12 protein-coding genes are annotated in these 13407 nt (G+C 70.2%); 4 read left to right on the top strand and 8 right to left on the bottom strand.

Features of this window, described 5'->3' with window-relative positions; all coding sequences use genetic code 11:
* Positions 1 to 31: 31 nt before the first annotated feature.
* From AWQ68_RS34510 to AWQ68_RS34490, 5 genes are all read right to left on the bottom strand, one after another.
* Positions 32 to 1183, bottom strand: a complete 1152-nt coding sequence (locus AWQ68_RS34510; RefSeq protein ID WP_066949140.1) for an acyl-CoA dehydrogenase family protein — start codon at positions 1181 to 1183, stop codon at positions 32 to 34.
* A 6-nt stretch (positions 1184 to 1189) separates the two neighbouring features.
* The gene (locus AWQ68_RS34505; protein WP_066949014.1) at positions 1190 to 1648 is read right to left on the bottom strand and encodes a MaoC family dehydratase; all 459 of its coding nucleotides are present in this window, start codon (positions 1646 to 1648) and stop codon (positions 1190 to 1192) included.
* Complete coding sequence (locus AWQ68_RS34500) at positions 1645 to 2544, bottom strand: amidohydrolase family protein (protein WP_281217828.1); 900 nt, start codon at positions 2542 to 2544, stop codon at positions 1645 to 1647. The genes AWQ68_RS34505 and AWQ68_RS34500 overlap by 4 nt, the downstream gene beginning before the upstream one ends.
* Position 2545: 1 nt before the next feature.
* Complete coding sequence (locus tag AWQ68_RS34495; RefSeq protein WP_066949135.1) at positions 2546 to 3472, bottom strand: SDR family oxidoreductase; 927 nt, start codon at positions 3470 to 3472, stop codon at positions 2546 to 2548.
* 140 nt (positions 3473 to 3612) lie between these two features.
* Positions 3613 to 4953 (bottom strand): MFS transporter, encoded by a 1341-nt coding sequence (locus tag AWQ68_RS34490; protein WP_066949012.1) that lies wholly within the window; start codon positions 4951 to 4953, stop codon positions 3613 to 3615.
* A 161-nt stretch (positions 4954 to 5114) separates the two neighbouring features.
* Between AWQ68_RS34490 and AWQ68_RS34485 the strand changes: the two genes are divergently transcribed.
* Positions 5115 to 5981, top strand: coding sequence for a PaaX family transcriptional regulator (locus AWQ68_RS34485; protein ID WP_245656393.1), 867 nt, complete (start codon positions 5115 to 5117; stop codon positions 5979 to 5981).
* 298 nt (positions 5982 to 6279) lie between these two features.
* Here the strand turns inward: AWQ68_RS34485 and AWQ68_RS34480 are convergent, their stop codons facing one another.
* Positions 6280 to 6657: a hypothetical protein gene (locus tag AWQ68_RS34480; RefSeq protein WP_066949007.1), complete on the bottom strand. Its 378-nt coding sequence runs from the start codon at positions 6655 to 6657 to the stop codon at positions 6280 to 6282.
* A gap of 142 nt (positions 6658 to 6799) precedes the next feature.
* On the opposite strand from AWQ68_RS34480, the gene AWQ68_RS34475 reads away from it, so the two are divergent.
* Positions 6800 to 7474: a response regulator transcription factor gene (locus AWQ68_RS34475; protein ID WP_066949005.1), complete on the top strand. Its 675-nt coding sequence runs from the start codon at positions 6800 to 6802 to the stop codon at positions 7472 to 7474.
* Complete coding sequence (locus AWQ68_RS34470; RefSeq protein ID WP_245656392.1) at positions 7474 to 8820, top strand: sensor histidine kinase; 1347 nt, start codon at positions 7474 to 7476, stop codon at positions 8818 to 8820. Before AWQ68_RS34475 ends, AWQ68_RS34470 begins: the two co-directional genes overlap by 1 nt.
* Positions 8821 to 8918: 98 nt before the next feature.
* Here the strand turns inward: AWQ68_RS34470 and AWQ68_RS34465 are convergent, their stop codons facing one another.
* Positions 8919 to 11315 (bottom strand): glycoside hydrolase family 3 protein, encoded by a 2397-nt coding sequence (locus AWQ68_RS34465; protein WP_066949001.1) that lies wholly within the window; start codon positions 11313 to 11315, stop codon positions 8919 to 8921.
* A 181-nt stretch (positions 11316 to 11496) separates the two neighbouring features.
* Here AWQ68_RS34465 and AWQ68_RS34460 point away from each other — a divergent pair, with 181 nt between their 5' ends.
* Complete coding sequence (locus tag AWQ68_RS34460; RefSeq protein ID WP_066948999.1) at positions 11497 to 12087, top strand: TetR/AcrR family transcriptional regulator; 591 nt, start codon at positions 11497 to 11499, stop codon at positions 12085 to 12087.
* A gap of 28 nt (positions 12088 to 12115) precedes the next feature.
* Here the strand turns inward: AWQ68_RS34460 and AWQ68_RS34455 are convergent, their stop codons facing one another.
* A complete protein-coding gene (locus AWQ68_RS34455; protein ID WP_066948997.1) occupies positions 12116 to 13354 on the bottom strand; it encodes an MFS transporter in 1239 nt (412 codons plus the stop codon).
* Positions 13355 to 13407: the final 53 nt, after the last annotated feature.

Below are 13407 nucleotides of genomic sequence, written 5' to 3'. Positions count from 1 at the left end.
CAAACCTCCTGTCGGGCATGGCCCTCACTCCCTAGTCCCGCACCAGGTCGCGGCCGATGATGCCCTTCATGATCTCGGTGGTTCCCCCGTAGATCGTCTGGATGCGGGCGTCGACGAAGGCTCGCGCGATCGGGTACTCGCGCATGTATCCGTAGCCCCCGTGCAACTGCACGCACCGGGAGATGACGCGCTGTTGCAGCTCGGTGGTCCACCATTTCGCCTTGGCCGCGTCCACGGCTGACAGCTCGCCCGCGTTGAGCGCCAGTACGGCGTCCTGGACGAAAGAGCGGGTCACGTCGATCTCGGTCCGCATTTCGGCCAGTTCGAAGCGGGTGTTCTGGAAGTCGGCGATCCTCCGGCCGAAGGCGGTGCGCTGCCTGACGAAATCCAGCGTCCAGTCCAGCGCCGCCTCGGCAGCGGCCAGCGCGTAGACGGCGATCGACATCCGTTCGGTGGGCAGGTGCTCACGCAGGTGCCGCAGCCCCTCGCCCTCCTCCCCGAGCAGCGCCTCGGCGGGCAGTCGTACATCGTCGAAGAACAGTTCGGCGACGTTCTCGCCGCGCTGGCCGATCTTGTCGAGGTTGCGGCCCACCGAGAAGCCGGGTGTGCCCCGTTCCACGAGGAGCAGGCTGAACCCGTGGTTGCCGCCCTCGGGGCCGGTTCGCGCCACGACGACCAGGACGTCGGCGTGACCGCCGTTGGTGATGAACGTCTTGGCGCCGTTGAGCCGCCAGCCGTCACCGTCGCGGCGTGCGGTCGTCGCGATGCCGCGCAGATCGCTGCCCGCCCCGGGCTCGGTGATCGCCAGGGCGGGGCTCAACTCACCAGCGCACAGACCGGGCAGCCAGCGCTTCTTCTGTTCGTGGCCGCCGAGGTCGAGCAGGTACGGCAGGGCGAGGTCGTCGACGAGGCTCACCTGGGAGTTGACGGAGGCGGCGCCGACACGTGCGAGTTCCTCGATGAACACGCATCTGTACCGGTAGTCGCCGGCGCCGCTGCCGCCGTACTCCTCGGGTACGGCAAGCCCCAGCAGACCCTGCCTGCCAGCCACCCGCCACAGGGCGGGATCGACGCGCCCCTCCTCCTCCCAGCGGAGTTGGTCGGGCACGACCTCACGGCTGACGAACTCGCGCACCGCTGACCGGAAGGCGTCGTGGTCTTCCTCGTAGAAATCGCGCCGGATCATGGCTCAGGCGTAGTGCCGGTAGATGGTCCGGGCGACGCAGGCCGGCTTGTCAGCGCCTTCGATCTCGACGGTGAAGTCGAGCGACATCTGCACGCCGTCGCCGGGGACGTCCTCGACCGAGGCGACCGTGGCGCCCAGGCGGATCCTGGCGCCCACCTTGACGGGGCTGGGGAAGCGGACCTTGTCCAGGCCGTAGTTGACGCTCATCTTCACGCCCCGGATGTGGAGCAGTTCGTTGAACAGCGGGATGACCAGGGACAGGGTCAGGTAGCCGTGGGCGATCGTGCCGCCGAACGGCCCGTCCTTGGCCCTGTCGGGGTCGATGTGGATCCACTGGTGGTCGTCGGTGGCGTCGGCGAAGGTGTTCACCCTCTCCTGGGTGATCTCCAGCCAGCCGCTGTGGCCGAGGTCCTTGCCGGCCAGCGCCTTGATCTCGTCGAGCCCGTCGGCCGTGGTGGTCATGCGTCTTTCGTCCTCTCCTGCGTGCCGAGCCCGAGCAGGCGTACGGCGTTGTCCTTCAAGATCTTCGGACGGACCTCCGGCTTGATCTCCAGCTTGTCGAAGTCGGCCAGCCAGCGGTCCGGTGTGATCACCGGATAGTCGGAGCCGAAGAGCACCTTCTCCTTCAGCAGCGTGTTCGCGTACCGCACGAGCTGCGGCGGGAAGTACTTCGGCGACCAGCCGGACAGGTCGATGTAGACGTACGGCTTGTGCGTGGCGACGGCGAGGGCCTCGTCCTGCCACGGGAAGGACGGGTGGGCGAGGATGATCCGCAGCTCGGGGAAGTCAACCGCGACGTCGTCGACCAGCATCGGGTTGGCGTACTTCAGCCGGATGCCGCCTCCCCCCGGGACGCCCGCGCCGATGCCGGTCTGGCCGGTGTGGAACAGCGCGACCGCGCCCAGCTCCTCGATGGCCGCATACAGCGGGTACGCCACCGGATCGTTGGGAGCGACGCCCTGGATGCTCGGGTGGAACTTGAACCCGCGCACCCCGTACTCCTCGACCAGCCGCCGCGCCTCGCGCACCCCGGCCCTGCCCTTCCAGGGATCCACGCTGGCGAACGGGATGAGCACGTCGGCGTGCTCGGCGCAGCTTTCCGCGATCTCCTCGTTGGAGATGCGCGGGTGGCCGGTGGCGTGCTCGGCGTCCACGGTGAACACCACCGCGGCCATCTTCCGCTCCCGGTAGTAGGCGGCCATCTCGGGGATGGTCGGCTGCCGGTGCGCGTGCGCCTTGAAGTAGTCCGCCGACGCGCCGAACAACTCCGGGCTCAGCGAGCCGTGCCCGTCCTTGGAGATCTCCGCGTGGGTGTGGACGTCGATCGCGACCAGGTCGGCGACGTTCATGGCGGTCATCTCAGGCCCCCTGGCCGTCCGAAGCGGGAGCCTTCGGCGCCGGGATTCCGTACGTCTCGGGCTCGGCGCCGACCCCCGACCGCCAGGAGGCGGCGATGGCGTCCGCCGTCCACCCTCCGTCGGCGAACGCGACGGCCTTCTCAGCAGGGTGGGACCAGAGCGCGAGGCGGTCGCCGCCGACGCCGATCGCCTGGCCGGTCACCTCGGCCGAGGCGTCCGAGGCGAGGAAGACGATGAGTCCCGCCACGTCCTCGACCGTGCCCAGGCCCTCGTCCTTGCGCAGCCAGTCCGGGAACGGCCGGCCGGTCCGCTCGGCCTCCTCGATGACCGGCGCGAACGCCGGGATCGTCTTGGTCATCTCCGTGGCCGCCACCGGGACGACCGCGTTCACGGTGATGTTCGCCCTGCCCAGCTCCATCGCCCATGTGCGGGCCATCGCGGCGATGCCCGCCTTGGCCGCCCCGTAGTTGGTCTGGCCGAAGTTCCCACGCTGACCGGCCGGAGATGTGATCAGGATCAGCCGACCGCCGGTCCCCTGCTCGCGCATCCGGACCGCCGCCGCGCGAGCGCAGGTGAACGTGCCGCGCAGATGCACCTCGATGACGGCGTCGAAGTCCTCGTCCGACATCTTCCACAGCACGCGGTCACGCAGGATGCCCGCGTTGGTGACCATCACGTCCAGCCGGCCGAACTCCTCGACCGCGGTGGCGACCAGCCGCTCGGCCACCTCGGCCGAGCCCACCGGGGCGACGACGTCGACCGCCTTGCCGCCGTTTCCGGTGATCGCCTCGACGACCTGCGTGGCCGCCTCGGCGTTCACGTCGTTGACGACCACCGCCGCGCCGGCCGCGGCCAGCGCCTCGGCATACGCGCGGCCCAGGCCCCGGCCCGCACCCGTGACAACGGCCACCTTGCCGGACAGATCCATGAACTTCACCCCTAGATACGCAGATACGCGGAACGCGACTCGGCCAATATTAGGCACTTTTTTTACTGGCGTCAAAGATCTGCCAAATAACGCCGTGCACGCAGCGGTCCACTCCCGGCGGGTCGGTTCCGCCGGGACCGTCACCTCTTGGCCGCCCCAAGGGTGAGGCCTTCCGCGGAGCCGGGCAGGATGCCGGAGGCAAGGTCCGCCCGGCTGGTCTCTCTCAGTGCGAGCATGCAGGCCACGGTCAGCAGGCAGGAGACGGCGATGATGACGGAGATCGCGATCGTCCCGCCGCCGCCCGCCGACGCCTGAATCTGCGCGAAGAGCAGCGGGGTCAGCCCGGCGCCGAGACCGGCGATCTGATAGCCGAGCGAGGCGCCCGTGTACCGGCTTTCCGTGCCGAACAGCTCGGCGTACAACGCTGCGAGCGGGCCGTACATCATCGGTTGGACGATGCCCTGGCCGAGCACGAGAGCGACCGCGAGCATGACCGCGCTGCCGCTGTCCACCATCGGGAAGAGCACGAAGCCGAACACCGCCGACACCGCCGCACCCGCCAGCACGACGGGGCGCCGTCCCAGCCGGTCCGACAGCGCGGACCAGCCGATGATGCCCACTATGGCCACCCCCGACGAGAGGGTGAGCCCGTTCAGCACGGTCTGCCGCGGGAAGCCGGCCTGCACGCCGTAGGCGATCAGGTAGGTGGTGAGTGTGCCCTGCAGTACGAAGGCGGACAGGCCCACACCCACGCCGAGCAGGAGTGTCCTGGGGTGGTTGCGCAGCACGTCCATGAGCGGAGCGCCGCGGCGGGCAGCCGCGTCCCTGGCGGCAGTGAAGACCGGGGTCTCCTCGACCCGCAGGCGTACGAACAGGCCGACCCCGAGCAGGACGATGCTCATCAGGAACGGCACGCGCCAGCCCCAGCTCAGGAAGGCGTCCTCACCCAGAACGGCGGCGGTGCCGGTGAGCACCGCCGTGGACAGCAGCGTCCCGAACGGCGCTCCGGCGTTGGTGAAGCTCGCCCACAGGCCTCTGCGCCGGGTCGCGTGCTCTGCGGACATCAGCACCGCGCCGCCCCACTCGCCGCCGACGGCCACGCCCTGCAGGACTCGCAGCACGACCAGCATGAGAGGAGCCAGACTGCCGATCTGGTCGTACGTCGGGAGCACGCCGATGAGGAAGCTGGCGACACCCATGAGGGACATGGTCAGCATCAGCATCCGCTTGCGTCCCAGACGGTCCCCGAAATGACCGAAGATGACGCCCCCGAGCGGCCTGGCGAGATAGCCGGTGGCGAACGTGCCGAAGCTGGCGACCGTCGCCGTGAGCGGGTCGAGCTCGGAGAAGAAGACCTTGCCGAACACCACTGCCGACGCGGTGGCGTACAGCAGGAAGTCGTAGAACTCGATGGTGCTGCCCAGGAAGCTGGAGGCCACCGCACGGCGGAGCTGGACCTGGGTGGGGGGTGTGGTGGACATGAACGAACTCCTCATCCGGGAGTAAGCGAGGGCTTCGCTCTCTTCCCGGCGAGGTTAGGCAGATCTTTTACGACCGTCAATATAGTACCCAGCATTGGAGGGCCGCGGCCGCCCGCCGACTTCCCGGCGGCCCGGTCCTCGCGGCCATCTACCCTCTTCATGTGACGCATGCAGAAGGAGTCGACGAAGGGCAGGCACTGGCCAGGCGCCCGCAGTCCCTCATGTTCAGCTTCCTCGGTATCTACGTGCTCGGCCGCGACGTCGCCGTCTACTCGGGGAGCATCATCGACGTTTTCGCCCGCCTTGACGTCTCGGAAGAGGCGGTTCGCTCGACGCTGTCCCGCATGGTCAAGCGCAACCTGCTGACGCGGCACCGCCAGGGCCGCAAGATGTACTTCGGGCTCACAGAACACGCGACACAGGTGCTCGAGGACGGCCGCCGGCGCGTCTGGGAGACCGGCGCGGTCAACCGCGACTGGGACGGCACCTGGACGCTGGTCGGGTTCTCGCTTCCCGACAGCCGGCGAAGCACCCGCCATGATCTGCGCTCCCAGCTGACCTGGGGCGGGTTCGGCCTGCTGCAGAACGGGCTGTGGGTCGCTCCCGGCATCAAGGACGTCAAGAGCATCCTCGCCCCGGTCGAACCAGGTGGTTCAGAACCGAGCGACTTCGACCTGAGTGACCACGTCACCGTGCTGCAGGCGCGAGCGCTCAGCCCCACCCGCTCCGCCGACCTCGTCAGTAAGGCCTTCGACACCGAGCAGATCGCCGAACGCTACCGGGCTTTCCTCGACCGTTGGGACACCCCGCACCCGCTCCCCTCCGCCCCCGACGATCTCGCCCGCCAGCTCCTGCTGCACACCGACTGGCTCCAGCTCGTCCGCCAGGACCCGCACCTGCCCGCGGAACACCTGCCCCGGGACTGGCCCGCCATCCGCGCCGAGCAGGTCTTCCGTACGCTCGCACGCACCTACGAACCAGGCGCGGGGAAGCTGGCGGACGCGGTCCTGGACGAGCTCGCCAGATAGGCCGCACTCGCAGAGGCCCCGGCGGCCCGCCCATCGCGTGGCCGGCTATTCGGTCGGCCGACCGACTGTGCGTACGTTGAAAGTGAAACATCACCGCTGGCCGGTCACCAGGAGTTTTCGACCGCTGATCCCTCTCTATGCGTCCATGACCGGAAGCCCGCTGACGGCGCGACGGACGCTGGTATGCCGCCGGGTCGACACCGACGACGGGTATCTCCCGGCGCCCGCCGTCGGCTCCTTGATCCAACCGGTGGGCGCATGGCCGCACCAGAAGCCGGTACGGCCATGCGCCGGGCGCCTACTCTGTAGCGGCGCTGGAGACGCAGGTGTAGGCGGGCGTGGACTCAGCCGCCGCTGTCGCCACTGAGGCGGCGGCAGAGGCGTCCCCCGCGCCGGTTCCGCTGTCAGACGCTCCGGCGGTCGCGGGCACCGACTCGGCGGGCGTGACCACGGCGGCGGGCGTGACCACGTCGGCGGCCGTGGCCTCCACCTCCTTGCCATCCACGATGCCGACGAGCTTGCCGTCCTTCTCCGTCACCGTGACACTGGCGTTCTCGCACGCGACCGGCCCGGGCCGCGGGGCCTCATCGGCGTTCGCCGCGGCAGCGAGCGTGGTGGTGAGCGCCACGCCGAGGACACCGACCGAAAGCGCCAGCCGTACGCGCTTGCTGAGCATGCACATCTCCTTTGATCGTCGAGCCGTCGGGATCGACCCGTATCGGACGGGAGGATGCTGTCAGCCGCTACCTGAAGCGAAGCTGAAGCCGGCCGAAGGGACCTTCAGGTTCACTTCAGGTGGACTCGTCCATGCTTCAGGTATGCGTGTGCTGTTGGTGGAGGACGAGCGGCGGCTGGCCGAACTCGTGAAAAGTGGTCTGGCCGGCGAGGGTTTCGCCGTCGACATCGCGCTCGACGGCAGCGAAGGCCTGTGGCTCGCCACCGAGAACACCTACGATGCGATCGTTCTCGACGTCATGCTGCCGCGCGTGAACGGGTACGCCGTCTGCCGCCGCCTGCGCGAGGCCGGGAACTGGACACCGATCATGATGTTGACCGCCAAGGACGGCGAGTACGACGAGGCCGAGGCGCTCGACACGGGAGCGGACGATTTCCTGTCCAAGCCGTTCTCCTACGTGGTGCTGCTCGCCCGGCTGCGCGCGCTCGTACGGCGGGGCGGCAGGGAGCGGCCGGTCGCGCTCACGGTGGGCGACCTCGTGATCGACCCGGCCGGGATGAAGTGCCGTCGCGGCGGCGCCGAGATCGCGCTCACGCCCAAGGAGTTCGCCGTGCTACATGGCCTCGCCCGACGAGCCGGCGAGGTGGTCTCCAAGGCGGAGCTGCTCGAACAGGCCTGGGACTTCGCATATGCGGGCGATCCCAGCATCGTCGAGGTATATATCAGCGCGCTGCGACGGAAGATCGACGCTCCCTTCGGCCGCTCGTCCCTGGTGACCGTGCGCGGTGCCGGCTACCGGCTGGACGGGCGGCTCTGATGCGCCGACAAGCTGGATGGGCGGCCCGGATGCGGGTCCACCTGCCCGCGCGCTGGTCGGTACGCGTGCGGGCCACGATCGCGGCCACCCTCATCGTGGCCGTCGCTCTCGGCGGAGCGTCGGCCGTACTGAGAACCGTGCTCCACGACAACCTCCGGCAGAGCGCGCAACAGGACGCCGCGCGGCGAGCCGCGACGGTAGCCAACGCCCTGTCCGCAGGCTCTCCGGCGGCCACCGTGAGCCCCGCGACGTCCGTGGCCGAACGACCCGGCGCGGCGATCGTCGAGGACCCCGACCTCCAGATCAGCCACTCGACCGAACCAACGCGAACAGGCTGGGACACAGCCGGCTACGCGGTGGCCAGCGCAGCCGCCGCGACCCGCGACGACGTCCTGACGGTCACCGCGCGCAGCTCGCTGGAACCGGCCGAGAACGCCCTGTGGACCCTCAACCGCCTGCTGATCTTCGGAGTCCCCGCGTTGCTCCTGCTCGTCGCCGGGATGACGTGGTACGTCATGGGCAAGGCGCTGGTCCCGGTGTCAGGGATCCGGGCGAAGCTGGCCGACATCACCGCCCGTGACCTGCATCAGCGGGTCCCGGTGCCGAGCACGCGGGACGAGATCGCGGCGCTCGCCCGGACGGTCAACGCCACCCTGGATCGGCTGGAAAACGCTGTCGAGCAGCACAAAAGGTTCGTCGCGGACGCGGCTCACGAACTACGCAGCCCGATCGCGACGCTGCGCACCCGCCTGGAGTTGGCCGCCCGCTGGGAGCCGGCCGAGGCCCTCGCCGACGTTGAACGGTTGCAGTCGCTCGCGGCCGACCTGCTCCTGCTGGCCCGGCTGGACGCGGGCGAACCTCCCCGCAACGACGAGGTCGACCTCGGGCAGGTGGCCGCAGAGGAGTCCCTGCGCCCACGCCCCCGCCCGGAGGTCGGGATCCGCCTGGCCGTCGAGCCCGATGTCGTGGTCAACGGCTCCCGCGCCCACCTGGCCCGTCTGGTCACCAACCTGGTCGACAACGCCGTACGGCATGCCCGCTCAACCGTCGAGGTACGCGTCGCGGACGAGAACGGCGTGGCACTGCTCGAAGTGCACGACGACGGGCCAGGCATCCCGCCTGAGCATCGCGAGGCGGTGTTCGACCGCTTCACTCGACTCGACTGGGCGCGGACGAGGGACTCGGGCGGATCGGGTCTCGGGCTGGCGATCGTCCGGGAGATCGCCCTCCTGCACGGCGGAACCGTGTCCATCGCCGACCGCGGCGCCGGAGCCTGTCTCGTCGTGCGGCTCGACGCGGCGCCACAGCCCGACACCGCGGCCTCGATACGGAATAGGGACGAATGACATTCGACTTCCTCGGCTTCCACCCCTGTCTGGCGCGCACTCCGGGGCCGGATGGGATCTTGGTCGGGCCGGCCGTCGACGAGTTATGGCCTGCTCTTCTACAAGGTCAGGTCGGTGGTGAGGCGGATGTCGTCGAGTGAATGCCCGGTCTGGAGCACGTAGTCCCCGGAGACCAGGCGCCATCCGTCCGCGCTCCAGACCTCGGCCGCGCGGCGTGGGATCTCCACGGACACCTCCGCGGTCTCGCCGGGGCCGGCCTCGGCGACGGCGAACCCGGCCAGCCAACGTGCGGGCCGGGACTCCTCAGGCGCCGCGGGCGCCAGGTAGACCTGCACCACCTCGCGTCCGGGTCGGCCGCCGGTGTTGCGCACCCGGACGGTGAGGGTCGCGTCGGCGTACTCGGCGGATTCGTAGTGCCAGGTCGTGTATCCGAGGCCGGCTCCGAACCCGAAGGCGGGAGCCCTGCCGGACCGCTCCCAGGCGCGGTACCCAACGAAGACGCCCTCCTCGTAGCGCAGCACGCCGTCGACCGGGGTGACGTCGACGACCGGGCAGTCGGCCAGCACCGCGGGCCAGGTGGTCGGCAGCCGGCCGCCCGGCTCTGTACGGCCGAGCAGCACGTCGGCCAGCGCGTGGCCGCCCTCCTGGCCCGGGAACCAGGTGAGCAGGACGGCCGCGACCTCGTCCCGCCACGGCATCTCCACAGGTGAGCCGGCGTTGACCACGACGACCGTCCGCGGGTTGGCGGCGGCCACCCGGGACACCAGCTCGTCCTGGCGGCCGGGCAGCTTCAGCGACGTGCGGTCGAAGCCCTCGCTCTCCACCTCCTTGGTCGTCGCCACGACGACCACGGCGACGTCCGCCGCCGCGGCGGCCCGGGCGGCCTCCTCGATCAGCTCGTCCGGGCCGAGCGACGGTTCCCGGTGACCGAGCGTGGCGCCGACGAAGGGGAACGGCAGCAGGTCGGACCGGGGCACCGTGTGTTCGAGGCGGACGTCCACCGGCTCGCCGGCGGCCAGCTCCGCCTCGACGACCGTGCGCGGCGGCGCCATGAACACCGCGACCGGGTCGTCGCCTTCCGGGGCGATCGTCCCGTCGAAACGGGTCCGCCCGCCGACGGTGAGCCGGAAGCGGCCGACCCCCTCGATGGAGAACCGGTGGACGCCTCCGGCCTCGGGGGTGAACGTGCCGGTGATCTCGACGCCGCGCAGCTCCGCGAAGGCGACGCCGTCCGGCATCTCGCCGAGCCACTGGATCGCCCCGTCGGGCAGCGGGACGTCGCCCAGCACCCGCCCGTCCTCGGCCCGGCAGACCGCGCGCAGCGGGAACCGTGCCGGGTTGAGCCGGTCGCTCGGGTCGGCGCCGCGGGCGTACGCCATCGGGACTCCCGCGGAGACGAGCCCCTCGTACGGCGACACGACATGGGAGGGGAAGACCTGGGCGCTGCCCCCGCCCATCACGCGGGCCTCCTTCGCCGCTCCCCCGATGAGGGCCACGCTCGTGTCCGGCCCGAACGGCAGCACGCCGTCGTTGCGCAGCAGCGTGAACGACGCCGCCGCGACCTCACGGGCCAGCGCCTCCCCGTCGACGGGCGGCACGGGGTCGGCGCGGCGCGCGCCCTCCAGGGCGCCCACCCGGCGGGCCAGGGTGAGCACCCGGCGCGCGTGCTCGTCCACGACCTCCTCGTCCAGCTCGCCGGCGCGTACGGCCGCCGCGAGCGCCGGGCCGTACACGGTGGCGGGGCCGGGCATGGCGATGTCGAGCCCGCCGAGTGCGGCGCGGATCGTGTGGCGGGCGGCCGTCCAGTCGGAGACGACGACGCCGTCGAATCCCCACTCGTCGCGCAGGACCGTGTTCAGCAGCTCGTCGTGTTCCGTCATCGTGGGGCCGTTGACGCTGTTGTAGGCCGCCATGACGCCGAACGGCCCCGCCTTCTTCACCACGACCTCGAAGGGTGCCAGGTAGAGCTCACGCAGGGCGCGTTCGCCGACCAGGACGTCGGCGGTCATCCTCTCGGTCTCGGAGTCGTTGGCCACGAAGTGCTTCACCGTGGCGGCGACGCCGCCCTCCTGGACTCCGGTGACGTACGCGGCGGCGATCTCGCCGGTCAGCACCGGATCCTCGGAGTAGCACTCGAAGTGGCGGCCGCCGAGCGGAGAGCGGTGCAGGTTGACGGTCGGCGCCAGCAGCACGTGCACGCCCTTTCGGCGGGCCTCCTGAGCCAGCAGGTTGCCCACGCGGCGGGCCAGCCCCACGTCCCAGGTCGCGGCGAGGGCGGTCGGGCTCGGCAGGGCGATGGACGGGTCGTCGGCCGTCCACCGGGCGCCCCGTACGCCGATCGGTCCGTCCGACATGACGATCGGCTCCAGGCCGACGCCGGGCGCCGCGGGCAGGCGCCACATGTCCCGTCCGGCCAGAATGCGCGCCTTGGTGTCGAGGTCGAGCTCGCTCAGCGCCTGTTCCACGATGTCGTCGTCGCGCTCGGTTGCCGACACGGTCAGCCAACCCCCTCGATGTGAAGGACCAGAATTGTGAATCACGCCGATCTCCCCGGACGTCGCTGTGATCCACTTCCCTCGGAGTATGCCCGTGATTACCGAATAGTCGGTAGGTTACGAGATGCAATCGTTATGTCGGCTGATCGCGTTAGGCTCGGCGCGACGAGAGGAGTGATCCATGGTGCGGCACCGAGGGGCACGCGAGAACCGCCGGGAGGAGATCCTGCTGGCCGCGCTCGACGTGTTCGCCCAACGTGGCTACACGGGGGCGTCGATCGCGTCGATCGCCGAGCGGGTGGGCCTCAGCCAGCAGGGTGTGCTGCATTACTTCCCCAGCAAGGACCGGCTGCTCGCCGAAGTGCTGCGGCTACGCGACGAGCGCAACCTCGACGTGCTCGTGCTGCCGGGAGAGGGCGGGGCGATCACTCTGGAGACCGTGGCCGGCCTCGTCGAGTACAACGCGCAGCGCCGGGGCATCGTGCAGTCCTTCACCGTGCTCTCCGCGGAGAGCGTGATCGAGGACCACCCGGCGAGGAACTTCTTCAAGGAGCGCTACGGAACCTCCCGCGCCTGGATGGCCGAGGTGATCCGCGCCGAGCTCGGCGACGAGCTGCCCGCCGGCCTCACGCCCGAGCAGGCCGCGCCCCTGATGTTCGCGGTGATGGACGGACTCCAGCTCCAGTGGCTGCTCGCCCCCGACGAGATCGACATGCCGGGGCTGTTCCGCGCCTTCCTCTCCCTCCTGAAAGGCGCGCCGCGTCCCTCGTGACGCGGCGCGCGTCGGCACGAGTACGGACTCAGCGGACGGATTCGACCCGGAGCACGGTCAGCGCCCCCACGATCGCCACCACGACGGACGCGACGAAAAGCGTCGGGTAGCCGCCCAGGCCGATGAAGAACGCCGCGGCGAGCGGCGCGATCATCTGGGGCCCGGCATTGGCGACGTTGAGCACCCCCAGGTCCCTGGCCGCGTTCTCCGGGTTGGGCAGGACGAGGGTGACCAGGGCGGTGTCGACGGCGTAGTAGGCGCCAAAGCTCACCCCGTTGACGGCCGCGAAGATCATTATTCCGGTCCAGGTGGGCGACATCAGGAGGATCAGCATGGCCAGCCCGGTGACCGCGCTGGAGACGAACACGAACAGCCGGTAGCGCTGCAGCTTGTCGGCCAGCGGCCCGCCGATCAGGGTGGCGAGGACGGACGTGCCCGTGTTGATCAGAGTCAGGGTCGCCACGCCCCCGACCGCCGTCACGCCTGGGGGCAGCGCGATGTAGTCCTGGAGGATGTAGAGCTGGAACATCAGCACCATGAAATAGCTGAGGTTCATCAGCGCACGGCCGACGAACACCCACATGAAGTCGCGGTGCCTCAGGGCGGACACGAATTGCGCGAGCGCGGCGAGCGGCGATCTGCGCTCCTTGACCACGACCTCGTACTCCCCGGGACGGGGGTCCCGGCTGAACAGCACCAGAAGTACCGCCGACGCGACCACGCCCGCGCCCAGCAGCAGGAAGCCCGCGACCGAGCCGATGTATGCGGCCGCGATCTGGGTTCCGACGATGGCCGCGACCGAGGTGGCGACGCCCGCGACGGCCGAGGCGGTCCCGCGCAGTTCCCTGGGCACGCGGTCGGGGACGATGGCCGTGAGCGCGGCCTGGAAGAGATTCATCATGGCCTGGGCGACGGACCAGGCGACCAGGATCACGATGACGCTGCCGGCCGTGCCGAGGAACCACAGCGCGGCGAAGGCGGCCAGCGCGCCGCCCAGCAGCCAGGGGTTGCGGCGGCCGAAGCGCGAGCGCGTCCGGTCGGAGAGTGCTCCGCCGATCGGGTTGAACAGGGTGGCGAAGATCGCGCTGATCCCCGCGACCATGCCGGCGTTGGACACCTTGTTGACGGGGTCGGCGGCCTCGATGGCACTCTGCACGAGCGGGCCGCCCACCCCGAAGTAGACGGCGAACATCGCGGTGTTGGCGAGGAAGAGGAGCCCGAAGAGGCCGGCCTGGCTCCTCTGTTGGGGGGTGGTCCTGACGGTCATGATGCTCCAGGGGGGTGATCGGCATCAGTGGGTGCGACGGTCTGAGGACGGGA

The sequence above is a fragment of the Microtetraspora fusca genome (assembly GCF_001570365.1).
Lineage (GTDB): Bacteria > Actinomycetota > Actinomycetes > Streptosporangiales > Streptosporangiaceae > Microtetraspora > Microtetraspora fusca.
The sequence above is the reverse complement of the archived record's forward strand: the minus strand, read 5'-3'. Positions and strand labels throughout refer to the sequence as shown.

What these genes read in the sequence shown, in the direction of transcription:
- AWQ68_RS34505 (WP_066949014.1), bottom strand. Translation starts at nt 1,648, where the DNA reads ATGACCACCACGGCCGACGGGCTCGACGAGATCAAGGCGCTGGCCGGC.
- AWQ68_RS34500 (WP_281217828.1), bottom strand. Translation starts at nt 2,544, where the DNA reads ATGACCGCCATGAACGTCGCCGACCTGGTCGCGATCGACGTCCACACC.
- AWQ68_RS34495 (WP_066949135.1), bottom strand. Translation starts at nt 3,472, where the DNA reads ATGGATCTGTCCGGCAAGGTGGCCGTTGTCACGGGTGCGGGCCGGGGC.
- AWQ68_RS34490 (WP_066949012.1), bottom strand. Translation starts at nt 4,953, where the DNA reads ATGTCCACCACACCCCCCACCCAGGTCCAGCTCCGCCGTGCGGTGGCC.
- AWQ68_RS34480 (WP_066949007.1), bottom strand. Translation starts at nt 6,657, where the DNA reads ATGCTCAGCAAGCGCGTACGGCTGGCGCTTTCGGTCGGTGTCCTCGGC.
- AWQ68_RS34475 (WP_066949005.1), top strand. Translation starts at nt 6,800, where the DNA reads ATGCGTGTGCTGTTGGTGGAGGACGAGCGGCGGCTGGCCGAACTCGTG.
- AWQ68_RS34470 (WP_245656392.1), top strand. Translation starts at nt 7,474, where the DNA reads ATGCGCCGACAAGCTGGATGGGCGGCCCGGATGCGGGTCCACCTGCCC.
- AWQ68_RS34460 (WP_066948999.1), top strand. Translation starts at nt 11,497, where the DNA reads ATGGTGCGGCACCGAGGGGCACGCGAGAACCGCCGGGAGGAGATCCTG.
- AWQ68_RS34455 (WP_066948997.1), bottom strand. Translation starts at nt 13,354, where the DNA reads ATGACCGTCAGGACCACCCCCCAACAGAGGAGCCAGGCCGGCCTCTTC.